General features: G+C 68.3%; 27 protein-coding genes. 13 read left to right on the top strand and 14 right to left on the bottom strand.

Annotated features, from left to right (window positions below):
- Positions 1-106: 106 nt before the first annotated feature.
- Positions 107-919, top strand: coding sequence for a mechanosensitive ion channel family protein (locus WS57_RS21305; protein ID WP_009689964.1), 813 nt, complete (start codon positions 107-109; stop codon positions 917-919).
- Positions 920-1,011: 92 nt separating this feature from the next.
- On the opposite strand, the gene WS57_RS21300 is transcribed toward WS57_RS21305, so the two are convergent.
- Positions 1,012-1,692 carry a DedA family protein gene (locus WS57_RS21300; protein ID WP_009689963.1) on the bottom strand — a complete coding sequence of 227 codons (681 nt, stop codon included), beginning with the start codon at positions 1,690-1,692 and terminating at the stop codon, positions 1,012-1,014.
- Positions 1,693-1,865: 173 nt separating this feature from the next.
- On the opposite strand from WS57_RS21300, the gene mutL reads away from it, so the two are divergent.
- Positions 1,866-3,848: a DNA mismatch repair endonuclease MutL gene (mutL, locus tag WS57_RS21295; protein WP_069244800.1), complete on the top strand. Its 1,983-nt coding sequence runs from the start codon at positions 1,866-1,868 to the stop codon at positions 3,846-3,848.
- Positions 3,845-4,819: a tRNA (adenosine(37)-N6)-dimethylallyltransferase MiaA gene (gene miaA / locus WS57_RS21290; RefSeq protein ID WP_069244799.1), complete on the top strand. Its 975-nt coding sequence runs from the start codon at positions 3,845-3,847 to the stop codon at positions 4,817-4,819. The genes mutL and miaA overlap by 4 nt, the downstream gene beginning before the upstream one ends.
- A 48-nt stretch (positions 4,820-4,867) precedes the next feature.
- Here miaA and WS57_RS21285 read toward each other — a convergent pair whose 3' ends face one another.
- The 3 genes from WS57_RS21285 to tetR all read right to left on the bottom strand — a co-directional run bounded on the left by WS57_RS21285 (position 4,868) and on the right by tetR (position 6,387).
- Entirely contained in the window at positions 4,868-5,227 is a 360-nt protein-coding gene (locus WS57_RS21285; protein ID WP_069244798.1) for a hypothetical protein, read from the bottom strand.
- Positions 5,224-5,526 (bottom strand): hypothetical protein, encoded by a 303-nt coding sequence (locus WS57_RS21280; protein WP_059513073.1) that lies wholly within the window; start codon positions 5,524-5,526, stop codon positions 5,224-5,226. The genes WS57_RS21285 and WS57_RS21280 overlap by 4 nt, the downstream gene beginning before the upstream one ends.
- Positions 5,527-5,760: 234 nt before the next feature.
- On the bottom strand, positions 5,761-6,387 hold the full coding sequence (gene tetR, locus WS57_RS21275) for a tetracycline resistance transcriptional repressor TetR (RefSeq protein WP_059513075.1): 627 nt from the start codon (positions 6,385-6,387) through the stop codon (positions 5,761-5,763).
- Between the two features lie 63 nt (positions 6,388-6,450).
- On the opposite strand from tetR, the gene tet reads away from it, so the two are divergent.
- Entirely contained in the window at positions 6,451-7,644 is a 1,194-nt protein-coding gene (gene tet / locus WS57_RS21270) for a Tet(A)/Tet(B)/Tet(C) family tetracycline efflux MFS transporter (protein WP_069244797.1), read from the top strand.
- A gap of 96 nt (positions 7,645-7,740) precedes the next feature.
- Here tet and WS57_RS21265 read toward each other — a convergent pair whose 3' ends face one another.
- Entirely contained in the window at positions 7,741-8,136 is a 396-nt protein-coding gene (locus tag WS57_RS21265; protein WP_069244796.1) for a YybH family protein, read from the bottom strand.
- Between the two features lie 101 nt (positions 8,137-8,237).
- A complete protein-coding gene (gene purM / locus WS57_RS21260; protein ID WP_059513079.1) occupies positions 8,238-9,293 on the bottom strand; it encodes a phosphoribosylformylglycinamidine cyclo-ligase in 1,056 nt (351 codons plus the stop codon).
- A gap of 238 nt (positions 9,294-9,531) precedes the next feature.
- Between purM and hda the strand changes: the two genes are divergently transcribed.
- The 6 genes from hda to panB are packed head-to-tail and all read left to right on the top strand — an operon-like array spanning position 9,532 to position 14,619.
- A complete protein-coding gene (gene hda / locus WS57_RS21255) occupies positions 9,532-10,266 on the top strand; it encodes a DnaA regulatory inactivator Hda (RefSeq protein WP_009690788.1) in 735 nt (244 codons plus the stop codon).
- An 11-nt stretch (positions 10,267-10,277) separates the two neighbouring features.
- Positions 10,278-10,955: an HAD family hydrolase gene (locus WS57_RS21250; RefSeq protein ID WP_009690787.1), complete on the top strand. Its 678-nt coding sequence runs from the start codon at positions 10,278-10,280 to the stop codon at positions 10,953-10,955.
- 5 nt (positions 10,956-10,960) lie between these two features.
- On the top strand, positions 10,961-12,496 hold the full coding sequence (gene pcnB / locus WS57_RS21245; protein ID WP_060250192.1) for a polynucleotide adenylyltransferase PcnB: 1,536 nt from the start codon (positions 10,961-10,963) through the stop codon (positions 12,494-12,496).
- 35 nt (positions 12,497-12,531) lie between these two features.
- Entirely contained in the window at positions 12,532-13,074 is a 543-nt protein-coding gene (gene folK, locus WS57_RS21240; RefSeq protein WP_040126693.1) for a 2-amino-4-hydroxy-6-hydroxymethyldihydropteridine diphosphokinase, read from the top strand.
- Positions 13,071-13,757, top strand: coding sequence for a deoxynucleoside kinase (locus WS57_RS21235; protein WP_009690783.1), 687 nt, complete (start codon positions 13,071-13,073; stop codon positions 13,755-13,757). Before folK ends, WS57_RS21235 begins: the two co-directional genes overlap by 4 nt.
- Positions 13,758-13,803: 46 nt before the next feature.
- Positions 13,804-14,619 carry a 3-methyl-2-oxobutanoate hydroxymethyltransferase gene (panB, locus tag WS57_RS21230; protein ID WP_009690782.1) on the top strand — a complete coding sequence of 272 codons (816 nt, stop codon included), beginning with the start codon at positions 13,804-13,806 and terminating at the stop codon, positions 14,617-14,619.
- A gap of 104 nt (positions 14,620-14,723) precedes the next feature.
- Here panB and pabB read toward each other — a convergent pair whose 3' ends face one another.
- The 5 genes from pabB to grpE all read right to left on the bottom strand — a co-directional run bounded on the left by pabB (position 14,724) and on the right by grpE (position 21,102).
- Entirely contained in the window at positions 14,724-16,610 is a 1,887-nt protein-coding gene (pabB, locus tag WS57_RS21225; RefSeq protein WP_069244795.1) for an aminodeoxychorismate synthase component I, read from the bottom strand.
- A gap of 4 nt (positions 16,611-16,614) precedes the next feature.
- Positions 16,615-17,748 (bottom strand): molecular chaperone DnaJ, encoded by a 1,134-nt coding sequence (dnaJ, locus tag WS57_RS21220; RefSeq protein ID WP_009693602.1) that lies wholly within the window; start codon positions 17,746-17,748, stop codon positions 16,615-16,617.
- A 276-nt stretch (positions 17,749-18,024) separates the two neighbouring features.
- Complete coding sequence (gene dnaK / locus WS57_RS21215; protein WP_009693601.1) at positions 18,025-19,971, bottom strand: molecular chaperone DnaK; 1,947 nt, start codon at positions 19,969-19,971, stop codon at positions 18,025-18,027.
- Between the two features lie 146 nt (positions 19,972-20,117).
- Positions 20,118-20,546: a thioredoxin family protein gene (locus WS57_RS21210; RefSeq protein WP_009693599.1), complete on the bottom strand. Its 429-nt coding sequence runs from the start codon at positions 20,544-20,546 to the stop codon at positions 20,118-20,120.
- A gap of 10 nt (positions 20,547-20,556) precedes the next feature.
- The gene (gene grpE / locus WS57_RS21205; RefSeq protein ID WP_009693598.1) at positions 20,557-21,102 is read right to left on the bottom strand and encodes a nucleotide exchange factor GrpE; all 546 of its coding nucleotides are present in this window, start codon (positions 21,100-21,102) and stop codon (positions 20,557-20,559) included.
- A 352-nt stretch (positions 21,103-21,454) separates the two neighbouring features.
- Here grpE and WS57_RS37670 point away from each other — a divergent pair, with 352 nt between their 5' ends.
- Entirely contained in the window at positions 21,455-21,616 is a 162-nt protein-coding gene (locus WS57_RS37670; RefSeq protein ID WP_009693596.1) for a hypothetical protein, read from the top strand.
- On the opposite strand, the gene WS57_RS21200 is transcribed toward WS57_RS37670, so the two are convergent.
- The 3 genes from WS57_RS21200 to hrcA all read right to left on the bottom strand — a co-directional run bounded on the left by WS57_RS21200 (position 21,588) and on the right by hrcA (position 24,232).
- Entirely contained in the window at positions 21,588-21,995 is a 408-nt protein-coding gene (locus WS57_RS21200) for an RNA-binding S4 domain-containing protein (RefSeq protein ID WP_009693595.1), read from the bottom strand. The two genes, WS57_RS37670 and WS57_RS21200, sit on opposite strands and share 29 nt — an antisense overlap.
- Positions 21,995-23,059, bottom strand: a complete 1,065-nt coding sequence (hemH, locus tag WS57_RS21195) for a ferrochelatase (RefSeq protein ID WP_040126689.1) — start codon at positions 23,057-23,059, stop codon at positions 21,995-21,997. Before hemH ends, WS57_RS21200 begins: the two co-directional genes overlap by 1 nt.
- A gap of 156 nt (positions 23,060-23,215) precedes the next feature.
- Complete coding sequence (hrcA, locus tag WS57_RS21190) at positions 23,216-24,232, bottom strand: heat-inducible transcriptional repressor HrcA (RefSeq protein WP_009693593.1); 1,017 nt, start codon at positions 24,230-24,232, stop codon at positions 23,216-23,218.
- A gap of 144 nt (positions 24,233-24,376) precedes the next feature.
- Here hrcA and WS57_RS21185 point away from each other — a divergent pair, with 144 nt between their 5' ends.
- Together WS57_RS21185 and recN are read left to right on the top strand one after the other, a co-directional pair.
- Entirely contained in the window at positions 24,377-25,279 is a 903-nt protein-coding gene (locus WS57_RS21185) for an NAD kinase (protein WP_040126688.1), read from the top strand.
- Positions 25,280-25,298: 19 nt separating this feature from the next.
- Positions 25,299-26,948 (top strand): DNA repair protein RecN, encoded by a 1,650-nt coding sequence (recN, locus tag WS57_RS21180; RefSeq protein ID WP_059513084.1) that lies wholly within the window; start codon positions 25,299-25,301, stop codon positions 26,946-26,948.
- The last annotated feature ends 31 nt before the right edge of the window (positions 26,949-26,979 follow it).

Raw genomic sequence — 26,979 nt, 5'->3', positions numbered from 1 at the left:
TCCTGCCGCTTTAACACTCTTTCATTTTCGATCGCCATTTCTTCGGTTATAACCGTCCGATTCAAAATCGGCCACCGGCCGCCCTTCAACCCGCCACGGAGCCCCCATGCCAAACCTCGCCACCGCCCAACAATTCCTGATGACCCGCGGCCTCGACCTCGCCCTCAACCTCCTCGCCGCGATCGCACTATGGTTCATCGGCCGCTGGGCGATCCGCATCGGCACGCGCCTGCTCGGCAAGGTCGTGCGCCGCAGCGGCAAGGTCGACCCGACGCTCGCGGATTACCTGACCTCGGTCGTCAGCGTGCTGCTGACGATCCTGCTGATCCTCGCGATCCTGCAGCTTTTCGGCGTACAGACCACGTCGTTCGCCGCACTGCTCGCCGGTCTCGGCCTCGCGATCGGCACGGCCTGGGGCGGTCTGCTCGCGCATTTCGCCGCCGGCGTGTTCATGCAGGTGCTGCGTCCGTTCAAGATCGGCGACGTGATCAGCGCGGGCGGCGTCACCGGCACGGTGAAGGAGCTCGGCCTGTTCGGCACGACGATCATCACCGCCGACAACGTCGTGACGATCGTCGGCAACAACAAGATCTTCTCGGACAACATCGCCAACTACAGCGCGACGCCGCACCGCCGCGTCGACCTGACCGCGAAGATCGCGAACAGCGTCGACGCCGCCGACGCGATCAACCGCCTGAAGACGCAGATCCAGTTGATCCCGAACGTGATGAAGGTGCCGGCGCCCGACGTCGGCGTGCTGCAGTTCACGCCGGAAGGCCCGCTGTTGTTCGTGCGCCCGTCGACGCAACCCGAGAACTACTGGCAGGTCTACTGCGACACCAATCGCGTGATCCTGGAGACGTTCCGCGAGGCCGGCTACCCGACGCCCGAAACGCCGATCTCCCATCGCAATACCTGACGGGCACGGCAGCCGAACGGCACGGATGAAAAAAAAGCGTGGCAGCCCTGGGCTGCCACGCTTTCATTGCGAAGCACGGATAAAGCGTCGGCTCAGCGCCCGCCCGCCTTCGGCGTCCCGCCCTGCCGCCCGCGCACCAGTTTCCACAGCGCGCCGATCGCGACCGGCACCACCGCCGCGCCGATGCCAGCCAGCACGATCACGTTCAGGTACTGGCGGATGAACGGGATGTTGCCGAAGAAGTAGCCGAGCAGCACGAGCAGCAGCACCCACAGCAGCGCGCCGAGCACGTTGAACAGCTGGAAGCGCGTCGCGCTCATTGCCGAGGCGCCAGCCACGAACGGCGCGAAGGTCCGCACGACCGGAATGAAGCGCGCGAGCACGATCGTCTTGCCGCCGTGCTTGTCGTAGAAGGTGTGGGTTTTCTGCAGCGCCGCGCGATCGAGGAAGCGCTCGAGCACCGGAATATGCGTATTGAACACCTTCGGGCCGATCCAGCGGCCGATCAGGTAGTTGACCGTGTTGCCGCTGATCGCCGCCACCAGCAGCAGCACGATCAGCACGCCGACGCTCATTTCGCCGGACGCGGCAAACGCGCCGCCGATGAACAGCAGCGAATCGCCGGGCAGGAACGGGAACACGACGAGCCCGGTCTCGCAGAACACGATCAGGAACAGCACGAGGTAAACCCACGCGCCGTACTGCCGGATGAAATCGCCGAGGAATGCGTCGATGTGCAGGACCAGGTTGACGAAATGAAGCAGCGTATCCAAATGCGATTCCTCGAAAGCGAAAGGGCCCGAACGGCCACAAGGGCTAAAACGGCCGCCCGGCAAGGCCGGTGCGCGCGACGCAGCCATCATACCGAAACTACCTTAAGGCTCCGTGAAAAAACGTAACCGCCCGGCGGCCCGGCAAGCGTGCGCCGCCTCGCTATAATTCGGCCATGTCCGAATTCACCGAAACGGCCGCGGGCGCCGCGCCCGCCCCTGCTCCGCGCCCGCTGCGCGCGATCCAGCCCCTGCCCGACCAGTTGATCAGCCAGATCGCGGCCGGCGAGGTCGTCGAACGTCCGGCGTCGGTCGTCAAGGAACTGCTCGAGAACGCGATGGACGCCGGCGCGACGACGCTGCGCATCGTGCTCGAGGAAGGCGGCGTCAAGCGCATCTCGATCACCGACGACGGCTGCGGGATTCCGCCCGACGAACTGCCGCTCGCGCTGATGCGCCACGCGACCAGCAAGATCCGCTCGCTCGAGGAACTCGAAGCGGTCGCGACGCTCGGGTTCCGCGGCGAAGCGCTGGCGTCGATCGCGTCGGTCGCCGAGATGTCGATCACGAGCCGCACCGCCGACGTCGCGCATGCGACCAAGATCGATGCGCAGACGGGCGCGCTGTCGCCGGCCGCCGGTGCGGTCGGCACGACGATCGAGGTGCGCGAGTTGTACTTCAACACGCCCGCGCGGCGCAAGTTCCTGAAGAGCGAGCAGACCGAGTTCGGCCACTGCCTGGAAATGATCCGCCGCGCGGCGCTCGCGCGGCCGGACGTCGCGATCTCGGTGCTGCACAACGGCAAGGCCGTCGAGCACTGGAACGCGACCGAACCCGCGCAGCGCGTCGCGAAGATCCTCGGCGACGGTTTCGCGACCGCCCACCTGCCGCTCGACGAGCAGGCCGGCCCGCTCGCCGTCTACGGCTGCGCGGGCCTGCCGACCGCGAGCCGCGGCCGCGCCGACCAGCAGTATTTCTTCGTCAACGGCCGCTTCGTGCGCGACAAGCTGCTGACGCACGCGGTGCGCGCGGCCTACGAGGACGTGCTGCACGGCGACCGCTACCCGTCGTACGTGCTGTTCCTCGACCTGCCGCCCGAGGCCGTCGACGTGAACGTGCACCCGTCGAAGATCGAGGTGCGGTTCCGCGACTCGCGCTCGATCCACCAGTATGTGTTCCATGCGGTGCAGCGCGCGCTCGCGCGGCACGCGGGCGCGTCGCCGGAAACCACCGCGGGCGGCCACGCCGCGCATATCGAGCCCAGCCCGCGCGGGCCCGCATCGTTCCAGGCCACGCCGCTCGGCCAGAGTCAGGCGGCGGGCGGCGGCTTCCGGCCGCCGGCGTCGTCATCCTCGTCATCGGCCGGCAACACGTGGATGCGCCAGGCGCGCATGACGCAAGGCACGCTGCCGGTCGCGCAGCCGCTCGCGCTCTACGATGCGCTGTTCGGCCGCAAGGACACGGGCGCGGGCACCTCCGCCGGTACGACGGTCGTCGCGACAGACTCGGCCGACGTGCCGGCCGCGCCGCTGTCGGGCTTCACGCCCGCGCCGATCGTCGGCACCGCGCACGACGAGCAGCCGCTCGGCTTCGCGCTCGGCCAGATTCACGGCATCTACGTGCTCGCGCAGAACGCGCACGGCCTGGTGATCGTCGACATGCACGCGGCGCACGAGCGGATCCTGTACGAACAGTTCAAGAACGCGCTCGCCGACCGCACGGTTGCCGTGCAGCCGTTGCTGCTGCCGGTGTCGATGACGGCGACGCCGGTCGAGATCGGCACCGTCGAGGAAGAGCGCGACACGCTGGAATCGCTCGGCTTCGACCTCGCGGTGCTGTCGCCGACGACGCTCGCGATCCGTGCAGTGCCCGCGCTGCTGAAGGACGCCGATCTGCATGCGCTCGCGCGCGCGGTGCTCGCCGACCTGCACGCGTTCGGCGGTTCACGCGTGCTCACCGAGCGCCAGCACGAACTGCTCGGCACGCTCGCCTGCCATCACGCGGTGCGCGCGAACCGGCGCCTGACGCTCGACGAGATGAACGCGCTGCTGCGCCAGATGGAAGCAACCGAACGCGCGGACCAATGCAATCACGGCCGGCCGACCTGGTATCAGCTCACGCTGAACGACCTCGACCGCCTTTTCATGCGCGGGCAATGAACGTTTCAACGCAGTCCCGCCCGACGACGATCGCCTGCCTGCTCGGCCCCACCGCTTCGGGGAAGACGGCCGCCGCGCTGGCGCTGGCCGCGCACCATCCGATCGAGATCGTCAGCGTCGATTCGGCGCTCGTCTATCGCGACATGGATATCGGCACCGCGAAGCCGACGCGCGACGAGCGCGCGAGCGTGCCGCATCATCTGATCGACATCATCGACCCGGCCGATGCGTATTCGGCGGCCGATTTCCGCGCGGATGCGCTGCGCGCGATCGGCGAGATCGTCGCGCGCGGCCGCACGCCGCTACTCGCCGGCGGCACGATGCTCTACTACAAGGCGCTGACGCAGGGGCTCAACGATCTGCCCTCCGCCGATCCGGCGGTGCGCGCGGAGCTCGATGCCGAGGCCGCGCGCGACGGCTGGCCGGCGCTTCACGCGCGGCTCGCGCAGGTCGATCCCGCGACGGCGGCGCGGCTCGCGCCGAACGATTCGCAGCGGATCCAGCGTGCGCTCGAAATCTTCATGCTGAGCGGGCAGCCGATGTCGGCGCTGCTCGCCGCGCCGCCGCGCGCGGACGATCCGGCGGCCGCGTATCGCTTCGTGCCGGTCGCGCTGGAGCCGTCGGATCGTGCCGTGCTGCATGCGCGGATTGCGCGGCGGTTCGACGCGATGCTCGACGCGGGCTTTATCGACGAGGTCGAGCGGCTGCGCCGGCGCGAGGATCTGCATCCCGGCTTGCCGTCGATGCGCTGTGTCGGCTACCGGCAGGCCTGGGAATTCCTCGACGGGGAAACCGATTATCGGACGATGCGCGACAAGGGCATTTTCGCGACGCGCCAGCTGTGCAAGCGGCAGATCACGTGGCTGCGATCGATGCCGGAAAGGATCGTTGTGGATTGTGTCGCGGAGGATTCGACCGAGCGGGCGGTCGATGCGCTCGAGCGGGTGCTGGAGGATGGGTCGGCCGGTTGAGGTGGCGGGCCGCCTTCCGCGGATGCGGCGATCCCGGATCGCCTCGACTCACGCGGACGCATCCACGTCTTCCTTGACGAACCTCCCGGTCGACACGAGCGCCCGCTCGATGTCGGCGACGACGGACGCGTTGTCGATCGACGCAGTGACGAACAGCGCCCAGATATCGTCGTCGATCTCGTAGCCGCCCCGGTCATACGTCCAGTAGCTGAAATAGCGGTCCTGGGACAAGGCGACCGCCGGGTCGTCGAGACCGTCAGGATGCGCGACACGAACAGCATGCAGCGCGTCCCGCAGGATGGCGGCGACGTCCGGAAAATCCGCCGCGCGATGGTCGTCAAGCACCTCGACCAGAAGATCGCTGCCGTGAAATACCGGTCGAACGCGGAATCGAATCGGGCTCGTCATGGTTCGCCTTTCTGTTCCTGCTCGCCGTGCCGATGATACGGCTGCTCCCGCTGCGCGAGCGCGCTGTAATCGGGCGAGATATTGATTTGCCGCGTGGCGTGATTGATTTCGAGGAAGACGCGATCGCCCGGCTCGAATCCGAACAGCTTCAAATGCGCATCGACCACGTGCATCCAGGGCAGGTACGGCCAGCCTTTTTTGGGCCGCTCCGGCGTGCTGCGAAGGACCATCTGGAATACGGTGCCCGGATCGCACGGCGGGCGCGCCTTGCGACGCGAGCGAGGTTCGGCCTTGGCCATGTTCGACTCCTTCGGTGAGCGGGTTGCGGTCGAAGTTTCGTGAACCTTCGTCCCGCTTCCGCCCCCTCGCGACGAGCCGGGCGATGTGCTCGACCTGCCGCGCGAAGGACGCTGCGTTCGACATGCGCCGATCGGGAAGCGAGACTTCGCGACCAGTTTAGCCGCGCCGGCATCTCGGAATTGACCTGGAGATCGGGACTGGCCGTACGGCATAGGAATGCACGGCGTGCCGCGTCACACGCGTCCCGCGAGGCGCGCCTGCGCCCCCTCGACCATGAACGCAATCCCCCGCGCGAACGCATCGTCGCGCCCCCGCTCGCGCAGCGCGGCCCAGCCCTGCGCGAGCAACGGATACTCGGCCGCATCCGGCACCGGCGCGTCGGCATCCTCGTCCGGCTCGGCCTGTTCCTCCAGCACCCACCCGACCACGAAGCGGCCGATTCCGTACATCAGGTCGACCGCTTCGTCGGGCGTGAATCCCGCATCGCACAGCAGCGCGAGCTTGCGCTCGATCGAGGCGAAATGCAGGTCGCGCGGCCGCGTGCCGGCGTGCAGTCGCGCGCCGTCTCGATAAGCGAGCAGCGCGTCGCGGAAACTGCATGCATTGGCAACCAGCCATGTGTCCCACGCGTCGCCCGGTTTCGGCATCGACGCGTCGTGGCGCTCGAGCATGATCGCCTCGGCCATCGCTTCGAGCAGTTCGCCCTTGTTGCGGAAATGCCAGTACAGCGTCGGCGACTGCACGCCCAGCCGCTCCGCCAGCCGTCGCGTCGACAGCGCATCGATCCCCGCTTCGTTCAGCAATTCGAGCGCTGCCCGCAACACCGTGTCGCGCGTCAGTCGCGCACCTGCGTCCTTCATCTCTATCACCGATAGGGAAAGTTGTGAAATAATCCCCACTCTATCACCGATAGAGTGAACGCCTTGAATCCTTCCCTGATTGCCATCCTGACGACGGTGCTGCTCGACGCGATCGGCGTCGGGATCGTGATGCCGATCCTGCCGGGGCTGCTGCGCTCGCTCGCCGGCACGGGCAGCACCGACGCCCATTACGGGATGCTGCTCGCGCTGTACGCGTTCGCGCAGTTCCTGTGCGCACCGCTGCTCGGCGCACTGAGCGACCGCTTCGGCCGCCGTCCGGTGCTGGTCGCGTCGCTCGCGGGCGCCGCGCTCGACTATCTGCTGATGGCGTGCGCGCCGACGCTCGCGTGGTTTTACGCAGGCCGGCTGATTGCGGGCGTCACCGGCGCGAACGCCGCGGTCGCGACCGCCTACGTGACCGACGTGACGGCCGAGCCCGATCGCGCCCGGCGCTTCGGCCAACTGGGCGCGATGATGGGCATCGGCTTCATTGCGGGACCGCTGATCGGCGGTGTGGTCGGCGCGTGGGATCTGCGTGCGCCGTTTGCGGCGGCCGCGCTGCTCAACGCATTGAATCTCGCGCTGGTCTGGCGCGTGCTGCCGGAGTCGCGTCCGCCGTCCGCGCGCGACAAGCGCCCCGGCGCCGGCCTCAACCCGTTCGCGAGCCTGCGGCGGCTGAGCGGCGGCCCGGCGCTCGTACCGCTGGTCGGCATCTACGTGATCGTCGCGCTGGTGTCGCAGGCGCCCGCGACGCTGTGGATCCTGTACGGCCAGGAGCGCTTCGGCTGGTCGACGCTGGTAGCCGGGCTGTCGCTCGCCGGCTACGGCGCGTGCCATACGGTCGCCCAGGCGTTCGCGATCGGGCCGCTGATCGCGCGCCTCGGCGAACGTCGCGCGCTCGCGCTGGGCCTCGCGGGCGACGCGCTCGGCCTCGTCGCGATCGCGTTCGCAACGGCCGCATGGATGCCGTTCGCGCTGCTCCCGCTTTTTGCAGCGGGCGGGATGACGCTGCCGGCGCTGCAGGCGATGCTCGCGCGCCAGGTCGACGATGCACGCCAGGGCGAGTTGCAGGGCATGCTCGCGAGCGTCGCGAGCCTGATCGGTGTCGCCGGCCCGCTGCTCGTCACGGCCACCTACGCGGCGACGCGCGGCATCTGGCCGGGCTTCGTGTGGGCCGCGGCCGCGCTGCTTTACCTGTTCGTGCCGCCGTTGCTGGCCGGCTCGCGCGCGGCAGGCGCGGCCGGCCGCTCCGCCTGAGCGGCGATCGATAGCGCGCGCTCGTGCGCGCCGGTCATCCGCCTTCGCTCACGCAACGATCCGCCACCGCCGTTCGATCTCGCCAACGCACGCGGCTCACTGCACCAGCGTCACCAGATTCGCATCGCGTACGAGCTGCCAGCGCCCGTCGGCCTTGCGAAAGATCGTCAGCGTATGCCCCGAGCGACGCACCGTGTCGCCGCCCGGCGGCGTCGCCTCGATCTCGATGAAATTGCGCATGTACGCCCAGTCGCCGAGCACGCGCAGCTCGTCGATCCGGTAGCGGCCGTCGACCTTCGGTGCATCGCCGCCGCCGGCGTTTGCCTCGCGCGACGCCGCCGCGAACGCCGACTTGTCGAACGGCGGCCTGCCCGCCACCATGAAGATCGCATCGTCGGCGATCAGGTCGAGCACGGTCGCCAGATCGCCGCGCCGGCTCGACACGAACCAGTTTTCCACCAGTTCGCGGATTGCGCGTTCGTCTTCGCTCATCGTCGTCCTCCGTCAGCGGCGCCACGGCGGCGCCCGAAAAAAAAGCCGCCCGGATCGACTCCGGGCGGCTTCCTGATACTGCATCTGCAGCGAGCGGCGCGTCAGACCACGACCGTCTGCGCCTCGCCTTCGCGGCTCGCACGCACGGTGCCGATCTTCCACACCTGTTCGCCGGCGGCCGTCAGGTCGGCGACCGCTGCGTCGGCATCCGCCGCCGAGACGATCACGGCCATCCCGATCCCGCAGTTGAACACGCGGTGCATTTCCGCATCGGCGACGCCGCCGTGCTCCTGCAGCCACTTGAACAGCGGCGGCAGCGGCCATGCGTTCTGATCCAGCTCGGCCGTCAGGCCTTCGCGCAGCACGCGCGGAATGTTCTCGACGAGACCGCCGCCGGTGATGTGCGCCATGCCCTTCACCGCGATCTTCTGCATCAGCGCGAGCAGCGGCTTCACGTAGATGCGGGTCGGCGCCATCAGCGCGTCGGCGAGCGAGCGGCCGTGGAAGTCGGCCGACAGGTCCGGATTCGCGCGCTCGATGATCTTGCGCACGAGCGAGAAGCCGTTCGAGTGGATGCCGCTCGAGGCAAGGCCGAGCACCACGTCGCCTGCGGCGATCGTGCTGCCGTCGATGATCTTGCTCTTCTCGACCGCGCCGACCGCAAAGCCGGCCAGGTCGTATTCGCCGTCCGGGTACATGCCCGGCATTTCGGCCGTCTCGCCGCCGATCAGCGCGCAGCCCGACAGCTCGCAGCCGTGCGCGATGCCCTTGACGACGGTCGCGGCCGTGTCGACGTCGAGCTTGCCGCATGCGAAGTAGTCGAGGAAGAACAGCGGCTCGGCGCCCTGCACGAGGATGTCGTTCACGCTCATCGCGACGAGATCCTGGCCGACCGTGTCGTGTTTGTTCAGATGAAACGCGAGCTTGAGCTTGGTGCCGACGCCGTCGGTGCCCGACACGAGCACCGGCTCCTTGTACTTCTTCGGCACTTCGAACAGCGCGCCGAACCCGCCGATGCCGCCGAGCACGCCGTCGCGCAGGGTTTTCTTCGCAAAAGGCTTGATCTTGTCGATGAGCGCGTCGCCGGCATCGATGTCGACGCCTGCGTCGCGGTAGGACAGACCCTGAGCGTCGGGAGCGGATTTCGGAGGATTCATGGGGGAATGCGAGAAGGTCGGTAAAATGCGATTTTACCCGAAGCCGGCCCGCTGGCCGGAATTCCCCGCATCGAATCGTCAGGGATCGCATCTTGGCCAACACGTCCCCGTTTTCATCGCCCGGCGAGCCGCGCTCCACGCGCCGCGCCGCCGTGCGTGCGACCGCGCGTGCCGCCATCCGCACTGCGTTCCCCGGTGCGTGCCCGGCACCCGGCACGCGTTTTTTCAATCGACTCGCATGGTGACCCGTCAACTGACGCTCGATCTCGGCACGCCGCCGCCCGCGACGTTCGATAACTTCATCACGGGCGAGAACGGCGAGCTCGTCACGCGGCTGCAGAAGCTCGATCTCGCGCTCGCGGCCGGCCCCGTGCCGGACCGGTCGTTCTATATCTGGGGCGAACCCGGCAGCGGCCGCAGCCATCTGCTGCAGGCGCTCGTCAGCGACGCGTCGTACGGCTATGCGCGCTACCTGACTCCGCAGAGCCCGCTCGGCGCGTTCACGTTCGACCCGCGCATCGGCATCTACGCGATCGACGACTGCGACCGCATGAGCGACACGCAGCAGGTCGCGCTGTTCAACCTGTTCAACGAAGTCCGCGCGCATCCGTCGAGCGCGTTCGTCGCGGCGGGCCCCGCGGCGCCGCTCGCGCTCGACGTGCGCGAGGATCTGCGCACGCGCCTCGGCTGGGGGCTCGTGTTCCATCTGTCGCCGCCGTCCGACGCCGGCAAGATCGACGTGCTGAAGCTCGCGGCAAAGGAGCGCGGCATCGCGCTCACCGACGACATCGCAGCCTACCTGCTCACCCATTTCCGGCGCGACATGCCGAGCCTGATGGCGCTGCTCGACGCGCTCGACCGCTTCTCGCTCGAACAGAAGCGCGCCGTCACGCTGCCGCTGCTGCGCCGGATGCTGGCCCGTCCGGGCGACGACATCGCGCCGCCGCCCACGGGCCCGAACCGCTTCGAGTAAAATGCGCTTCCATGACTAATCTGGCACTCTTTGATCTCGATCACACGCTGATCCCGACCGATAGCGACCACGAATGGGGCCGCTTCATGGTGAAGCTCGGCATCGTCGACGCGGAAAGCTTCTCGCGTCAGAACGACCAGTTCTTCGCCGACTACAAGGCCGGCAAGCTCGACATCCACGCGTACCTGACGGCCATGCTCACGCCGCTCGCAAAGTATTCGCGCGAGCAGTTGGCGCAATGGCACGAGCAGTACATGCACGAGGTGATCCGCCCCGCGATGACGCCCGCCGCGCTCGAACTCGTGCGCGCGCACCTCGACGCGGGCGACCTGTGCTGCATCGTCACCGCGACCAACGAATTCATCACGCGGCCGATCGCGTCCGCGTTCGGCGTCGAGACGCTGATCGCGTGCGAGGTCGAGACGGTCGACGGCCATCCCGATTCGCCGTACACGGGCCGGCCGACCGGTACGCCGAGCTATCGCGAAGGCAAGATCGTGCGCACCGAGGCCTGGCTCGCCTCGCTCGGCAAGCACTGGGACGACTTCGCACGCAGCTACTTCTACAGCGATTCGCACAACGACATCCCGTTGCTCGAGAAAGTCACCGACCCGATCGCGACCAACCCCGACGACACGCTGCGCGCGCATGCCCGCGACCGCGGCTGGCGCATCCTCGATCTTTTCTGAACGTCGTGATCAAGAAATTCATCCGCAAGCTGCTCGGCCAGGACGACGCCGCGCAAACGTCTCCCGCAGCGGCTCCGGCCGTCGAAGCGGCCCCCGCCCCGCGCCCCGCCAAGGGGAACCGCGGCGGCGGCGCAAGGAAGCCGCGCAGCAACCACGAGCCGACCGTCGTGCCGGCCAGCGTGCACGGCATCGACCCGTCCCTGATCTCGCGCAACGCCGTGCGCGTGACCGACACGCTGCAGCAGGCGGGCTTCCGCGCGTTCATCGTCGGCGGCGCGGTGCGCGACCTGCTGCTCGGCATCGCGCCGAAGGACTTCGACGTCGCGACCGACGCAACGCCGACCGAGGTGCAGCGCCTGTTCCGCCGCGCGCGCCTGATCGGCCGCCGCTTCCAGATCGTCCACGTGCAGTTCGGCCAGGAGCTGATCGAGGTGTCGACGTTCCGCGCGCTGGTCGACGCGCCGCCGGAAGCGGCCGCCGCCGAGCCGCCGAAGCGCCTGAAGCGCGACGAACTGGACCGCCGCACGCACGCGGTCGACGCCAGCGGCCGCGTGCTGCGCGACAACGTCTGGGGCGAACAGCACGAAGACGCCGCGCGCCGCGACTTCACGATCAACGCGATGTACTACGACCCGTCGACGCAGACGGTGCTCGACTATCACGACGGCATGGCCGACGTACGCGCGCGCCTGCTGCGGATGATCGGCGATCCCGCCACGCGCTATCGCGAGGATCCGGTGCGGATGCTGCGCGTCGTGCGCTTCGCGGCGAAGCTCGGCTTCGAGATCGAGCCGCACACGCGCGAGCCGATCCACGCGCTCGCCGACCTGATCAACAACGTGCCGGCCGCGCGCCTGTTCGACGAGATGCTGAAGCTGCTGCTGTCGGGCCACGCGCTCGCGTGCCTGCAGCGGCTGCGCAAGGAAGGGCTGCATCACGGGCTGCTGCCGCTGCTCGACGTCGTGCTCGAACAGCCGCAGGGCGAGAAGTTCATCACGCTCGCGCTGAACAACACCGATGCGCGCGTGCGCGCGGGCAAGCCCGTGTCGCCGGGCTTCCTGTTCGCGACGCTGCTGTGGCACGACATGCGCCAGCGCTTCGAGCAGTACACGGCCGAAGGCGAGTTCCCGGTGCCCGCGCTGCATCGCGCGATGGACGACGTGCTCGACATGCAGACCGAGAAGCTCGCGATCCACAAGCGCTACTCGGCCGACATGCGCGAGATCTGGGGCCTGCAGCTGCGCCTCGAAAAACGCTCGGGCCGCAGTGCGCTGAGGCTGCTGGAACACCAAAGATTTAGAGCGGGGTATGATTTCCTCCTGTTACGCTGCGAATCCGGCGAACTGGAACAGGACGTCGGACAGTGGTGGACGGATTTCATCGAAGGCGACGCGGCCGCTCGCGAAGCATTGCTCACGCAGGGCGGCTCGAAGGAAAAATCGCCCCGCAAGCGGCGCCGCCGCGGCGGTGCGCGGAACCGCAAACCGGCCGAAGGCGGCGCTGAGCACGCGCCGGAAGCCTCGAACGGTTCCGACGACTGACGCGCGCGCCGGCGAACGACGTAGGAAGTGATGCCATGACGGTTGCATATATCGGACTGGGGGCGAATCTCGGCGATGCGCGCCAGACCCTGAAGGACGCGGTGGTGTGCCTCGCGCAGCAGCGCACCATCTCGATCCTCGGCAAATCGAGCCTGTATCGCACGGCGCCGTTCGAAGCGGGCGGCGACGACTTCTACAACTGTGTCGTCAAGCTCGACACGACGCTGTCGGCCCGCGAGCTGCTCGCGCTCTGCCAGAAGATCGAACATCACTTCGGACGCGAGCGCCCGTATCGCAATGCGCCGCGCACGCTCGACCTCGACATCCTGCTGTTCGGCGCCGATGCGATCGACGAGCCGGACCTGATCGTCCCGCACCCGCGCCTGACCGACCGCGCGTTCGCGCTCGTCCCGCTCGTCGAGATCGAGCCGACGCTCGACATCCCCGCGCGCGGCCGCGCCGACGCGTTCCTCGCCGCCGTCGCCGATCAGCGCGTCGAAAAGGTGCAGACCTGCCAGTGCCTGATGCAGAAGGCGCTCGCCGCCGGCGACGGCACCGACAAGAACCGCTGCCGATGAACCCCACCCCGCTGACCGTCACCGCGCCCGACCTGCGCGCCCCGCATCGCTATCTGGTGATCGAGGGCCCGATCGGCGTCGGCAAGACGACGCTCGCGCGACTGCTCGCCGAGCGCTGGTCGATGCAGACGCTGCTCGAACGCCCGCAGGACAACCCGTTCCTCGAACGCTTCTATCGCGACACCGCGCGCTATGCGTTGCCCACGCAACTGTCGTTCGCGCTGCAGCGCGCGCAGCAGGCCGGCGAGCTGATCGGCGCGCTCGACACGGGCCGCCCGGTCGTCGCCGATTTCATGCCGCAGAAGAACGACATCTTCGCGCGGCTGAACCTGCCGGAAGACGAGTGGCAGCTGTATCGCTCGATCGCGACGCACCTCGACGTGCCGCGCGCGCCGGTGCCCGATCTCGTCGTCTACCTGCAGGCGAGCCCGGAAGTGCTGTTCTCGCGCATCCAGAAGCGCGGGCTGCCGATGGAGCTGCAGATCAGCGACGCGTACCTGCGCTCGCTCGTCGACGCGTACAACGAATTCTTCTACCACTACGACCGCACGCCGGTGCTGACGGTCGCCGCGGAACACCTGAATCCGCAGGACTCCCCCGAGGATTTCGCGTTGCTGGTCGAGCGCATCGAGACGATGCGCGGCCGCAAGGAATTCTTCGTCAAGGGCGAGACGACGCGCTGAAGCGTCGCCTCGCCCGTCGTTTTCACCCATCGACCCGGATTTCCCCATGACCTACCTCCAGGAATCGAGCCGGCCTGCCGTGACGGTGCCGAAGCTGCAGGCGATGCGCGACGCCGGCGAGAAGATCGCGATGCTCACCTGCTACGACGCGAGCTTCTCCGCGCTGCTCGATCGCGCGGGCACCGACGTGCTGCTGATCGGCGATTCGCTCGGCAACGTGCTGCAGGGCCACACGACCACGCTGCCGGTCTCGCTCGACGACATCGCGTATCACACCGCCTGCGTCGCGCGCGCGCAGCCGCGTGCGCTCGTCGTCGCCGACCTGCCGTTCGGCACCTACGGCACGCCGGCCGAAGCGTTCGCGAACGCGGTCGCGCTGATGCGCGCCGGCGCGCAGATGGTCAAGCTCGAAGGCGGCGAATGGCTCGCCGACACGATCCGCTTCCTGGTCGAGCGCTCGGTGCCGGTGTGCGCGCACATCGGCCTCACGCCGCAGTCGGTGCATGCGTTCGGCGGCTTCAAGGTGCAGGGCAAGACCGAGGCCGGCGCCGCGCAGCTGCTGCGCGATGCGCGTGCGGTCGAGGACGCGGGCGCGCAGCTCGTCGTGCTCGAAGCGGTGCCGACGCTCGTCGCGTCCGAAGTCACGCACATGCTGAAGATCCCGACGATCGGCATCGGCGCGGGTGCGGACTGCTCCGGGCAGGTGCTCGTGCTGCACGACATGCTCGGGATCTTCCCCGGCAAGCGGCCGCGTTTCGTGAAGGATTTCATGCAGGGCCAGCCGAGCATCCAGGCTGCGGTCGAAGCGTATGTGCGCGCGGTGAAGGACGGTTCGTTCCCCGGGCCGGAACACGCGTTCTGATTGCCGGTGCGCGTCGGCGATTCATGCGCCGGCGCACGACGAAAAAAAGCGCGGCGCCCTTTGCGGGGCGCCGCGCTTTTTTGTCGATGCGCACTCGCCGGCGGTTACTTCAGCACCGCATCGAGCGCGCCGCGCAGCGCGTTGGTCAGCAACAGCGCCTGCGCGCGCGCCAGATCGTCGCGCGTCACGACGCGCTCGATCGCGCCGAACGCCGGATCGTCGAGCAGCACGCCGCGCATCACGCCCGGCAGCACGCCGCACGCGAGCGGCGGCGTCACCCACTGCCCGTCGAGCTTCACGAACAGGTTCGAACGGCCGCCCTCCGTCAGCTCGCCGCGCTCGTTGACGAACAGCATGTCGAAGCAGCCGAGCGCCTCGGCCGCCTGCCACGCGCGATCGTAGTCGGCGCGCCGCGTCGTCTTGTGCAGCAGCAGCGCATCGTCGGCGCGGGTCGGCGCGAAGCCGTGCGCCGGCGCGAGCAGCACGCCGACCGGCCCGGCCGGCAGCGGCTTGAGCGGCGCGGCGACGATCTCGACCGCGCCGTCCTTCGCCAGCGCGAGCTTCATCCGGTACGCGCCGTCGCCGTCGAGCGCCGCGCAGCGCGCGTCGATCGCGCGGCGCAGCGCATCGGCGTCGAAACGGAAGCCGAATGCGTCGGCGCTGCGCTGCAGCCGCGCCAGATGGCGGTCGAGATATCGAATCCCGTCCGCGCGCGTCGCGCAGGTCGTTTCGAACAACTGGAAGCCGGGATCGGCATCGGTCAGGAATCGTGCCTTCAATTCGCACTCCGCGTATTCGTCGGCGGCGACGCTGTCGAGCACGATGCCCGCGCCGACGCCCATCGTGCCGCGCCGCCGGCCGGCCGATGCGGTTGACGGGGCGGGCGCGCCGGCTTCCGCTTCGGCCTGCGCCGCATCCAGCGTCAGCGTGCGAATCGCCACCGACAGGCAGAAATCGCCGCACCCTGCCGCGCGCTCGTCCGACGGCGCATCGAGCCAGCCGATCGCGCCCGTATAGAGCCCGCGCGGCGTCGACTCGATCGCGTCGATCAGCTGCATCGTCTTGTGCTTCGGCGCGCCGGTGATCGAGCCGCACGGAAACAGCGCACGCAGCATCGCCGCGAAGCTCGTGCCGTCGCGCCAGCCGGCCTCGACCGTCGACGTCATCTGCCACACCGACGCATACGGCTCGACCGAGAACAGCGCCGGCACCTTCACCGTGCCCGTGCGCGCGATCCGCGACACGTCGTTGCGCAGCAGGTCGACGATCATCACGTTTTCGGCACGGTTCTTCGGATCGTTCGCGAGGAACGCGGCGGACGCCGCATCCTGCTGCGGATCGGCCGAACGCGGCGCGGTGCCCTTCATCGGCCGCGCGCGCAGCACGTCGCCGTGCTTCTCGACGAACAGCTCGGGCGAGCACGACACGACCCACGCGCCATCGGGCAGCGCGATCAGCGCGCCGTAGCGCACCGGCTGGCGCGCGCGCAGCCGCCGGTACAGCGCGAGCGGCGTGCCGAACACGTCGAAATCGAGCCGGTACGTGTAGTTGACCTGGTACGAGTCGCCCGCGCGCAGCGCGTCGTGCACCGCGTCTATCGCCGCGTCGAACGCATCGCGCGCGACGCTTTTCGACACATGCGCGACACCCGCGATCGACGGGGCGCCGCCGCCATCCTGCCGCGCGAGCCACGCGTCGACTTCGTCGCGCGACAGCCGTTCGCAGCGCGCATACAGCAAAAAGCGCAGCGGGGCATCGCCCGGCTGCGCCCGTTGCAGGTTGCGTCCGAATTCGTAGTCGCCGACGACCACCGCATGCAGCCCGTCGCGCAGATCCTGCGCGAGCGCCGCATCGACTTCGTCGAGGCGGGCGGGATCGGTGCACACGCGTTCGCGCACGAAGCCCGAATACAAACGACTCGACCGCGCGGACGCGGTCGAGTCGCAATCGTCCAAGAGCGCGAACGACGCGCTCCCGCTGCCTTCAGTCATGCCGTTACTCGAAGAAGCTCTTCACACGGTCGAACCAGCTCTTGCTCTGCGGGCTGTGACGCGCGCCGCCCTCGGCCAGCGACTTCTCGAACTGCTTGAGCAGGTCGCGCTGGTGCTCGGTCAGCTTCACGGGCGTCTCGACCTGCACATGCACGTACAGATCGCCCGCGATGCTCGAACGCAGCCCCTTGATGCCCTTGCCGCGCAGGCGGAACGTCTTGCCCGACTGCGTGCCTTCCGTCACCGGGAAGGTCGCGCGGCCGGCCAGCGTCGGCACCTCGATCTCGCCGCCGAGCGCGGCGGTCGTGAACGGGATCGGCATCTGGCAATGCAGGTCGTCGCCGTCGCGCTCGAACACCGCATGCGGCTTGATGTGGATCTCGACGTACAGGTCGCCCGGCGGCCCGCCGTTGATGCCCGGCTCGCCGTTGCCAGCCGAGCGGATCCGCATCCCGTCGTCGATCCCGGCCGGGATCTTCACTTCGAGCGTCTTGGTTTCCTTCACCTTGCCCGAACCGTGGCAGTGCGCGCACGGTTCCGGGATGTAGGTGCCGGTGCCGTGGCACTTCGGGCAGGTCTGCTGGATGCTGAAGAAGCCCTGCGACATGCGCACCGTGCCCTGGCCGTGACAGGTCGGGCAGGTCTCGGGCTTGGTGCCCGGCTTTGCGCCCGAGCCGTGGCAGATCTCGCACGACACCCAACTCGGCACGCGAATCTGCGTGTCGTAGCCGTGCGCGGCCTGCTCGAGCGTGATTTCCATGCTGTAGCGCAGGTCCGCGCCGCGATACACCTGCGGGCCGCCGCGCCCGCCGCGGCCGCCGCCGGCCGCCTGGCCGAAGATGTCGCCGAAGATGTCGCCGAACGCATCCGCGAAGCCGCCGAAGCCCTGTGCGCCCGCACCGCCCATGTTCGGATCGACGCCCGCGTGGCCGTACTGGTCGTACGCTGCCCGCTTCTGGCTGTCCGACAGCATTTCATAGGCTTCCTTCGCCTCCTTGAAATGCTCTTCCGCATCCTTGCTGTCCGGATTGCGGTCAGGGTGATACTTCATCGCAAGCTTGCGATACGCCTTCTTGATTTCGTCGTCGCTCGCGTTCTTCGCGACGCCCAGAACCTCGTAGTAATCCCGTTTCGCCATATCGATTCACTGCCGTCCGCGCCTGAGGCACGCGGGCGGCTCCTTTCGCTCGCAGTAAAGTCTCTCGACTCGTCTGGCGCCACGCCCGTCCGCAGACGGCCACGCCGCGCCCGCCAAAAAACAAATGTGCCCGGAGGGCCGCGAAGCCCGCCAGGCGTGGAGTCGATCCGGCCATCCGCTGCGCATCGCACAGCGGCAGGAAGGACAGACAGACCGCTTGTCAGCCGCGCCGCGCGCGGTGCTCGCGCGCGGCGTACGGTGCCATGGCAACCCGGCTCAGTCCTTCTTCACTTCCTTGAACTCGGCGTCGACGACGTCGTCCGCAGCCTGTTGCGCGCCGCCCTGCGCCGCGCCTTCCGCTGCACCCGCCGCGCCGGCCGCACCCGCCTGGGCCTGCATGTCGGCGTACATCTTCTCGCCGAGCTTCTGCGAGACCTTGCCGAGCTCCTCGACCTTCGCGTCGATCGCCGCCTTGTCGGCCGAGGTGTCCTTCAGCACGTCCTCGAGCGACTTGATCGCTGCCTCGATCGATTCCTTCTCGCCCGCGTCCAGCTTGTCGCCGTACTCGGTCAGCGCCTTCTTCGTGCTGTGGACCAGCGCGTCGCCCTGGTTGCGCGAATCGGCCAGCTCACGCAGCTTGTGATCTTCCGCCGCGTTCGCTTCCGCGTCCTTGATCATCTGGTCGATTTCCGCCTCGGACAGACCCGAGTTGGCCTTGATCGTGATCTTGTTTTCCTTGCCGGTCGCCTTGTCCTTCGCGCCGACGTGCAGGATGCCGTTCGCGTCGATGTCGAAGGTCACTTCGATCTGCGGCACGCCGCGCGGTGCGGGCGGGATGCCTTCGAGGTTGAACTCGCCGAGCAGCTTGTTGCCGGCCGCCATTTCGCGTTCGCCCTGGAACACCTTGATCGTCACCGCGCTCTGGTTGTCGTCCGCGGTCGAGTAGACCTGCGCGTGCTTGGTCGGGATCGTCGTGTTCTTGCTGATCATCTTCGTCATCACGCCGCCGAGCGTCTCGATGCCGAGCGACAGCGGGGTCACGTCGAGCAGCAGCACGTCCTTGCGGTCGCCCGACAGCACCTGACCCTGGATCGCCGCGCCGACGGCGACGGCTTCGTCCGGGTTCACGTCACGGCGCGGATCCTTGCCGAAGAACTCCTTCACCTTCTCCTGCACCTTCGGCATGCGGGTCTGGCCGCCGACCAGGATCACGTCGTCGATGTCCGACACCTTGACGCCGGCGTCCTTGATCGCGATGCGGCACGGCTCGATCGTGCGCTCGACCAGGTCCTCGACCAGCGCTTCCAGCTTGGCGCGGGTGATCTTCAGGTTCAAGTGCTTCGGGCCCGATGCGTCGGCCGTGATGTACGGCAGGTTGATTTCGGTCTGCTGGCTCGACGACAGCTCGATCTTCGCCTTTTCGGCCGCTTCCTTCAGGCGCTGCAGCGCGAGCACGTCCTTCGACAGGTCGACGCCCTGCTCCTTCTTGAACTCGCCGATGATGTAATCGATGATGCGCTGGTCGAAGTCCTCGCCGCCGAGGAACGTGTCGCCGTTGGTCGACAGCACTTCGAACTGCATTTCGCCGTCGACGTCCGCGATCTCGATGATCGACACGTCGAAGGTACCGCCGCCGAGGTCATACACGGCGATCTTGCGGTCGCCCTTCTCGGCCTTGTCGAGGCCGAACGCGAGCGCAGCCGCGGTCGGCTCGTTGATGATCCGCTTGACTTCGAGGCCCGCGATGCGGCCGGCGTCCTTGGTCGCCTGGCGCTGGCTGTCGTTGAAGTACGCCGGCACCGTGATCACGGCTTCCGTGACCGGCTCGCCGAGGTAGTCTTCGGCCGTCTTCTTCATCTTGCGCAGCACTTCGGCCGAAACCTGCGGCGGCGCGAGCTTTTCGCCATGCGCTTCGACCCAGGCGTCGCCGTTGTCGGCCTTGACGATCGCGTACGGCATCAGGCCGATGTCCTTCTGGACTTCCTTCTCTTCGAAGCGGCGGCCGATCAGGCGCTTCACCGCGAACAGCGTGTTCTTCGGGTTGGTCACGGACTGACGCTTGGCCGGCGCGCCGACGAGCACTTCGTTGTCGTCCATGTACGCGATGATCGACGGCGTGGTGCGCGCACCTTCCGAGTTCTCGATGACCTTGACCTGGTTGCCTTCCATGATGGCGACGCACGAGTTCGTGGTGCCGAGGTCAATACCGATGATCTTTCCCATTTTTCCTAATCTCCAGATATGCCTGTTTGCTGCGCGAAACCCCGCTTTTTTGGCCGGTTTCGCGCGCCGAATTCAACTCTGTTCCCGAAATGCGTCCGTCCGATCCGTTTTCAAGACCCGACAAGCGATGCGGATATTAAATTTTTTCAATCACCGTGCGAAGCGGGATCGCCCGTCGCAGGCGTCGCTCCGGCCGCCGCCGCGATCTTCGCGCGCGCAGCCGCAACGGCGGCCTCGAACTGCGCGAGGCCATGCCAGCCGGTCGCGCGGCCCAGCCGCTTGCCGCGATGAAAGAAGAACCACGTCGGCACGCCGTGCAGCCCGAAGCGGCGCCCCAGCTCATGGTGCTCGTACACGTTGCAGTGGAACCACTTCAGGCCCAGCGCGCGAATCGCGTCGGGCTGCGCGAGCATCGCCCTCTTCGCGATCTCGCAGTTGAAGCAGTCGACGCCCCAGAAGAACACCACCGCGAGCGCGTCGCCCGCGCCGGCGATGCCCGCGTCGAACGTGCCGGCGGACAGCGCCTGCATGTCGAACGCGTCGAACGCGGCCGGATCGACGCCGGCGGGCAGCATCGCGGCGTCCTTACTTCGGCTGCGCGACCGTGACGAGCGCCGGACGCAGCACGCGGTCGGCGATCATATAGCCCTTTTGCAGCACCGACACGACGGTGTTCGGCTCCTGCTCGGCCGGCACCATCGAAATCGCCTGGTGCTGGTGCGGATCGAACTTCTCGCCGACCGGGTTGATCGCGACGACGCGGCCCTTTTCGAGCGCGCTCGTCAGCTGGCGCAGCGTCAGCTCGACGCCTTCGCGCACCTTCGTGATGTCGCCCGAGGTGTCGCCGACGGCCGCCTCGAGGCTGTCCAGCACCGGCAGCAGGTGCTCGGCGAAGCTTTCGATCGCAAACTTGTGAGCCTTCGCGACGTCGTCCTGCGCGCGGCGGCGAACGTTCTCGGTTTCGGCCTTCGCCCGCAGGAAGCTTTCCTGGAGCTCGGCGACCTTGGCTTGAGCCTCGGCCAGCGCCGCGTCGGCTGCTTCCGCGGCGGGAGCCGCGCCTTGCGTCGCCTGCGTCTCGCTGCCGGTGTCTTCGGCCGATTGGGATGCCGGGTTCTCTTGCGTGTTTTCCATGTCGCTGAAAGTCGATTAGAGGTTGAAGCCAAATCGGCAACCGCCGGATCGTATACCGGCGGCGCCGCACATTGTTGGGGCAGATAAGGGCGAAAACCCCGGTTTCAAGAGGGAGATTCGCCGCCATTCGGCAATGCCGGGAAACAACCGGCGCTTCGCCGGTGCATTGCGCGCATAGGTGGCCAAACCGCGGGAAACGGCCTGTAACAACGCTTACCTGCGAGGGACTAGCTCCGCACCAGCCGCTGCACTACACTCGATCCAAGCGTCGGAAAAGCGCGTTTACCCTAGCTGACCGCCGCCTGACATCCACCTGGCGCCGTTTTCACCCTTCTTGTCGAGGGGGAGTACCGTGAAACTGACCTTTGCGATCTCGGTGGTCGCGCTGGTACTCATTGCCGGCACCACCACCATTTGCCTGTCGGGAGCCGTGACCGACCGCACGACCGAATACGGCGGCGCGCTGGCGACGTTCGACCACGCGTTCAGCTCCCACCAGAAAATCTGTCGATGATCCGCCGATCGCGCTTGGTCGGCCGGCCGTGCAGCTCGGCCGCCGGCTCGCGATAGGTGCGGCGCCGCTCCAGTTCGGCGAGCCGCGCCGCCCGCCCCGCTTCGGTTTCCTCGTAGAGCGTCTGCGCGATGGCCGCCGGCCCGCGCACGTCGCAAATGCCGAGCACGGCAATGTGCCAGACGAGGCCGTCGATCGCAATCTCGACTTCGTCGCCGACGCGCACGTCCTTCGACGGCTTGACCGCCGCGCCGCCGATCTTCACGTGCCCCTTGTCGACCGCGTCGGACGCGAGCGAGCGCGTCTTGAAGAAGCGCGCGGCCCACAGCCATTTGTCGATGCGCAGCTTCGCGCCCGGTTCCGTGGAAATCCTGTAATTCATCAGCTCACCGTTTCGGGTTGCGCGGCCCGCGCGGGCCAGCCCTGCAGATTCTCGGCGACGATCTCGCCGAGCGCGCCGATCCATGCCGGCGCGGCGTTCAGGCACGGAATCCGGTGGAAGGTCTTGCCGCCGCCCGCGATGAACTCGTCGCGCACTTCCATGCCGATCTCCTCGATCGTCTCCAGACAATCGGCGGTAAAACCGGGACAGAACACGTCGGCGCGCCGCACGCCGGCCTCGCCGAGCTCGCGCAGCGTCGGCGCGGTGTACGGCTGCAGCCATTCCGCCTTGCCGAAGCGCGACTGGAACGTCACGCGGCATTCGATCGTCGACAGCCCGAGCGCGGTCGTCAGCAGCGCGCCCGTCTGCTGGCACTGGTCGTGATACGGATCGCCGAGGTCGAGCGTGCGCTTCGGCACGCCGTGGAAGCTCAGCACGAGCTTGTCGCCGGCCGCGAAATCGGGCCGGCCGTGCTGCGCCCAGTACTGGCGCACCTGCTCGGCGAGCGCGTGGATATAGGCCGGATGGTCGGCGTAGTGGCGCACCGTGCGCACTTCCGGCTGGTTGCGCATGCGCGCGAGCGCGGCGAACGCGGCGTCGAACGCCGTCGCCGTGGTCGAGGCCGAGTATTGCGGGTACATCGGCATCAGCAGCACGCGCTCCACGCCCGCGCGCTTGAACTGCGCAAGCGCCTGCGCAATGCTCGGGCTGCCGTAGCGCATCGCATGATCGACCAGCACGTGGTAATCGTTCGACGCGAGCAGATGCCGCACGCCGTCGGTCTGGCGCTCGGTGTACACGCGCAGCGGCGAGCCCTCGGGCATCCACACGGCCGCGTATTTCTTCGCGGACGCGCGGCCGCGCAGCGGCAGGATCAGCGTGCGCAGCAGCACCTGCCAGACGGCCTGCGGAATTTCGACGACGCGGGGATCGGACAGGAATTCGGCCAGATAGCGCCGCACCGCACGCGGCGTGGGCGCGTCGGGCGTGCCGAGGTTGATCAGCAGCACGCCGATGCGGTGGGCGGCCGCGACGCTCGAAGGCGGCTCAAGATCGAAACGCATGGGCAAGAACGTGCTCGGGGCACGAAACCGGACGGCTTTCAATTATAGCGGCACGCTTCGCGCCGGTCGGCCGGCCGTTCGGCCGAGTGGCGGCGCGCACGGCGTCGCGGCACGATGGCGGCACGAGGGTGGAGTCGGCCGCGGCGGCGGCTATGGCTATTGCTGGCTCAGCGTCAGCGACAGCAGGCGCGCGGTGATGTCGACGATCGGGATCACGCGGTTGTACGCCATGCGGGTCGGGCCGATCACGCCGAGCGTGCCGACGATCTTCCCGTTCACCTCGTAAGGCGCGGTGACGACGCTCATCTCCTCGATCGGCACGAGCGTCGATTCGCCGCCGATGAAGATCTGCACGCCCTGGGCGTGGCTCGACACGTCGAGCAGTTGCAGGAGGCCCGTCTTTTGGTCGAACACGTCGAACAGCTTGCGCAGCCGCGCCATGTCGGACGAAAGGTCCGCCACTTCGAGCAGGTTGCGCTCGCCGGAAATGAGCACGGTGTCCTCGGTGTCGGGCACCTCGGTGCTGGCCGTCACGGCCGCGTGCATCAGCGCGGTCATGTCGCCGCGCAGCTGGTCGATCTCGTCGCGCAGGCGGCGGCGCACCTCGTCGAACGACAGGCCGGCGAAATGCGCGTTGATGTAGTTGGACGCCTCGGTGAGCTGCGACGGCGAGTAGTCGCGCGGCGTCGCCAGCATCCGGTTCTGCACGTCGCCCTCGGGCGTGACGATGATCAGCAGAATGCGCTTGTCCGACAGACGCATGAACTCGATCTGCTTGAACACGTGGCTGCGGCGCGGCGTCAGCACGACGCCGGCGAACTGCGACAGGTTCGACAGCACGCTTGCCGCGGCCGCGACCACCTTCTGCTGCGGCTCGCCGGCCTGCAGCAGCGTCTGCACCTGCCGCGCGACCGCGTCGGCGTCGCCTTCGACCGTCAGCATCGTGTCGACGAACAGGCGGTAGCCGCGCGGCGTCGGCACGCGGCCGGCCGACGTGTGCGGGCTCGACACGAGGCCGAGCTCCTCCAGGTCGGACATCACGTTGCGGATCGTCGCCGGGCTCAGCTCGAGCCCGGAGTAACGGGACAACGTGCGCGATCCGACCGGCTGACCGTCGGCGATATACCGTTCGATCAGGGTTTTCAGGAGGGTTCGTGCGCGAGGATCTAGCATGGTGGAAAATTTTAGCGCAACCGCGCGACCGCGGCGAGTGGCCGCGGCGAGTGGCCGCGGCCACTGCCGCGCGGTCCGGCCCGATCCGGCCCCGTCGGGGCAGGACCGGTTCTTTTCGTCAACGAGCTATGGTGTAATGCCGGCATGAAAACCGGTAATCAGTTCAACACCGTCGCGCTCGTCGGCCGCAGCAACACGCCCGGCATCGCCGAGCCGCTCGCCACCCTGGCCGCGTGCGTCGCGAAGCTGGGCTTCGAGGTCGTCTTCGAGGCCGACACCGCGCGCGAGATCGGCATCGCCGGCTACCCGGCGCTCACGCCGGCCGAGATCGGCGCGCGCGCCGACGTGGCGGTCGTGCTGGGCGGCGACGGCACGATGCTCGGCATCGGCCGCCAGCTCGCGCCGTACCGGACGCCGCTGATCGGCATCAACCACGGGCGGCTGGGCTTCATCACCGACATCGCGGCGGCCGACATGCAGGCGCTCGTGCCGGTGATGCTGTCGGGCAAGTTCGAGCGCGAGGAGCGCTCGCTGCTCGAGGCGCGGATCGTGCGCGACGGCGAACCGATCTACCACGCGCTGGCGTTCAACGACGTCGTCGTGAACCGCAGCGGCTTCTCCGGGATGGTCGAGCTGCGCGCGTCGGTCGACGGCCGGTACATGTACAACCAGCGCTCGGACGGCCTGATCGTCGCCACGCCGACGGGTTCGACCGCGTACGCGCTGTCGTCGGCCGGGCCGATCCTGCATCCGCAGCTGCAGGGCATCGTGCTGGTGCCGATCGCGCCGCACGCGCTGTCGAACCGGCCGATCGTGCTGCCGGACGATTCGAAGATCGCGATCCAGATCGTCGGCGGCCGCGACGTCAACGTGAACTTCGACATGCAGTCGTTTACGTCGCTCGAACTGAACGACACGATCGAGGTCCGCCGCTCGAAGCACACGGTGCCGTTCCTGCACCCGATCGGCTACAGCTACTACACGACGCTGCGCAAGAAGCTGCACTGGAACGAACACGCCTCGAACGAAGACGACAAGGCGTCCTGACGCCGTCCCGCCCGACACCATGCTCCGCCACCTCTCGATCCGCGACTTCGTCATCGTCGCCGCGCTCGACCTCGAATTCGACAGCGGCTTTACCGTCTTTTCCGGCGAAACCGGCGCCGGCAAATCGATCCTGATCGACGCGCTGGCGCTCGCGCTCGGCGAACGCGCCGACGCGAGCGTCGTGCGCACCGGCTGCAGCCGCGCCGACATCACCGCCGAATTCACGCCGCACGACCGCGTCGCGCGCTGGCTCGACGAGCACGCGTTCGACACCGAGGACACCGTGATGCTGCGCCGCGTGATCGACGCGAACGGGCGTTCGCGCGCGTTCGTCAACGGCACCAGCGCGACGCTCGCGCAGCTGCGCGAGCTCGGCGAGATGCTGGTCGACATCCACGGCCAGCACGCGCACCAGCTGCTGATGCGGCCCGACGCGCAGCGCGAGCTGTTCGACACGCATGCGGGGCTCGTCGCCGAGGCGGCGAACGTCGCGCGCGCGTGGCGCGTGTGGCGCGACGCCACCCAGGCGATCGACGCGGCGAAGGCGCACGAGCGCGAACTCCAGCTCGAACGCGAAAAGCTCGCGTGGCAGCTGGCCGAGCTCGACAAGCTCGCGCCGCAGCCGGGCGAATGGGACGAAATCAACGGCGAGCACAAGCGCCTGTCGCATTCGGCGAACCTGATCGAAGGCGTGCGCGGTGCGCTGAACGCGCTGTCGGAGTCCGACGACGCGATGCTCGCGCAGCTCGGCGCGATCGTGTCGAAGCTGCGCAGCCTCGCCGACTACGACGCCGCGCTCGGCGACGCGCTCGCGTCGCTCGAACCGGCCGAGATCCAGCTGCAGGAAGCGGTCTATTCGCTGTCGCACTACGCGCAGCGCCTCGATCTCGATCCCGAGCGGCTCGCGCAGGTCGAGCGACGCGTCGACGCGCTGCATTCGACCGCCCGCAAGTTCCGGCTGCCGCCCGACACGCTGCACGAGGAACACGCGGCGCGCCGCGCGCAGCTCGCCGCGCTCGACGCGGCGGCCGATCTCGGCGCGCTGGAGGCCGCCCAGGCCAAGGCGTGGGAAGCGTATCTGGCCGACGCGAAGCGCCTGTCGAAGGCGCGCGCGCAGGCGGCCAAGGCGCTCGGCGCGGCGGTGACGGCCGGCATGCAGGAACTGTCGATGGCCGGCGGCAGCTTCGAGGTCGCGCTCGTGCCGCTCGCCGACGGCGGCCCGCACGGGCTCGAACAGGTCGAATTCCGCGTCGCCGGGCATGCCGGCGTGCCGCTGCGGCCGCTCGCGAAGGTCGCATCGGGCGGCGAACTCGCGCGGATCAGCCTCGCACTCGCGGTGATCGCGAGCGCCGCGAGCCCGACGCCGACGCTGATCTTCGACGAAGTGGACACCGGCATCGGCGGCGGCGTCGCCGAGGTGGTCGGCCGCCTGCTGCACCAGCTCGGACGCGACCGCCAGGTGCTGTGCGTGACGCACCTGCCGCAGGTCGCCGCACGCGGCGACCACCACTTCCAGGTCGCGAAAGGCGCCGACGCGCACGGCGGCACCGTGTCGACGGTCTCGCCGCTCGACAGGGCAAGCCGGATCGAGGAAGTCGCGCGGATGCTCGGCGGCCTCGAAATCACGGCCACCACGCGCAAGCACGCGAAGGAAATGCTGGCAGCCTGAGCGGCGGCCGCCGCTCCTGCGCCACCTCAAA

Origin of the sequence: Burkholderia pseudomultivorans, assembly GCF_001718415.1 — a bacterium.
Taxonomy (GTDB): Bacteria; Pseudomonadota; Gammaproteobacteria; order Burkholderiales; family Burkholderiaceae; genus Burkholderia; species Burkholderia pseudomultivorans_A.
Note: the sequence above shows the minus strand (reverse complement) of the source record. Positions and strands in the feature narration are given on the sequence as shown.

Excerpts from the sequence above, each read along its gene's own strand:
- WS57_RS21210 (WP_009693599.1), bottom strand. The coding sequence starts at position 20,546 with ATGCTGCCCGCCGGCGTCGATCCGGCCGCGTTCGACGCGTTCGACATG.
- miaA (WP_069244799.1), top strand. The coding sequence starts at position 3,845 with ATGAACGTTTCAACGCAGTCCCGCCCGACGACGATCGCCTGCCTGCTC.
- WS57_RS21265 (WP_069244796.1), bottom strand. The coding sequence starts at position 8,136 with ATGAGCGAAGACGAACGCGCAATCCGCGAACTGGTGGAAAACTGGTTC.
- tetR (WP_059513075.1), bottom strand. The coding sequence starts at position 6,387 with ATGAAGGACGCAGGTGCGCGACTGACGCGCGACACGGTGTTGCGGGCA.
- WS57_RS21250 (WP_009690787.1), top strand. The coding sequence starts at position 10,278 with ATGACTAATCTGGCACTCTTTGATCTCGATCACACGCTGATCCCGACC.
- WS57_RS21285 (WP_069244798.1), bottom strand. The coding sequence starts at position 5,227 with ATGACGAGCCCGATTCGATTCCGCGTTCGACCGGTATTTCACGGCAGC.
- recN (WP_059513084.1), top strand. The coding sequence starts at position 25,299 with ATGCTCCGCCACCTCTCGATCCGCGACTTCGTCATCGTCGCCGCGCTC.
- WS57_RS21305 (WP_009689964.1), top strand. The coding sequence starts at position 107 with ATGCCAAACCTCGCCACCGCCCAACAATTCCTGATGACCCGCGGCCTC.
- mutL (WP_069244800.1), top strand. The coding sequence starts at position 1,866 with ATGTCCGAATTCACCGAAACGGCCGCGGGCGCCGCGCCCGCCCCTGCT.
- panB (WP_009690782.1), top strand. The coding sequence starts at position 13,804 with ATGACCTACCTCCAGGAATCGAGCCGGCCTGCCGTGACGGTGCCGAAG.
- pabB (WP_069244795.1), bottom strand. The coding sequence starts at position 16,610 with ATGACTGAAGGCAGCGGGAGCGCGTCGTTCGCGCTCTTGGACGATTGC.
- WS57_RS21280 (WP_059513073.1), bottom strand. The coding sequence starts at position 5,526 with ATGGCCAAGGCCGAACCTCGCTCGCGTCGCAAGGCGCGCCCGCCGTGC.
- WS57_RS21235 (WP_009690783.1), top strand. The coding sequence starts at position 13,071 with ATGAACCCCACCCCGCTGACCGTCACCGCGCCCGACCTGCGCGCCCCG.
- WS57_RS21200 (WP_009693595.1), bottom strand. The coding sequence starts at position 21,995 with ATGAATTACAGGATTTCCACGGAACCGGGCGCGAAGCTGCGCATCGAC.
- purM (WP_059513079.1), bottom strand. The coding sequence starts at position 9,293 with ATGAATCCTCCGAAATCCGCTCCCGACGCTCAGGGTCTGTCCTACCGC.
- hrcA (WP_009693593.1), bottom strand. The coding sequence starts at position 24,232 with ATGCTAGATCCTCGCGCACGAACCCTCCTGAAAACCCTGATCGAACGG.
- WS57_RS21185 (WP_040126688.1), top strand. The coding sequence starts at position 24,377 with ATGAAAACCGGTAATCAGTTCAACACCGTCGCGCTCGTCGGCCGCAGC.
- dnaK (WP_009693601.1), bottom strand. The coding sequence starts at position 19,971 with ATGGGAAAGATCATCGGTATTGACCTCGGCACCACGAACTCGTGCGTC.
- hda (WP_009690788.1), top strand. The coding sequence starts at position 9,532 with ATGGTGACCCGTCAACTGACGCTCGATCTCGGCACGCCGCCGCCCGCG.
- folK (WP_040126693.1), top strand. The coding sequence starts at position 12,532 with ATGACGGTTGCATATATCGGACTGGGGGCGAATCTCGGCGATGCGCGC.
- hemH (WP_040126689.1), bottom strand. The coding sequence starts at position 23,059 with ATGCGTTTCGATCTTGAGCCGCCTTCGAGCGTCGCGGCCGCCCACCGC.
- dnaJ (WP_009693602.1), bottom strand. The coding sequence starts at position 17,748 with ATGGCGAAACGGGATTACTACGAGGTTCTGGGCGTCGCGAAGAACGCG.
- grpE (WP_009693598.1), bottom strand. The coding sequence starts at position 21,102 with ATGGAAAACACGCAAGAGAACCCGGCATCCCAATCGGCCGAAGACACC.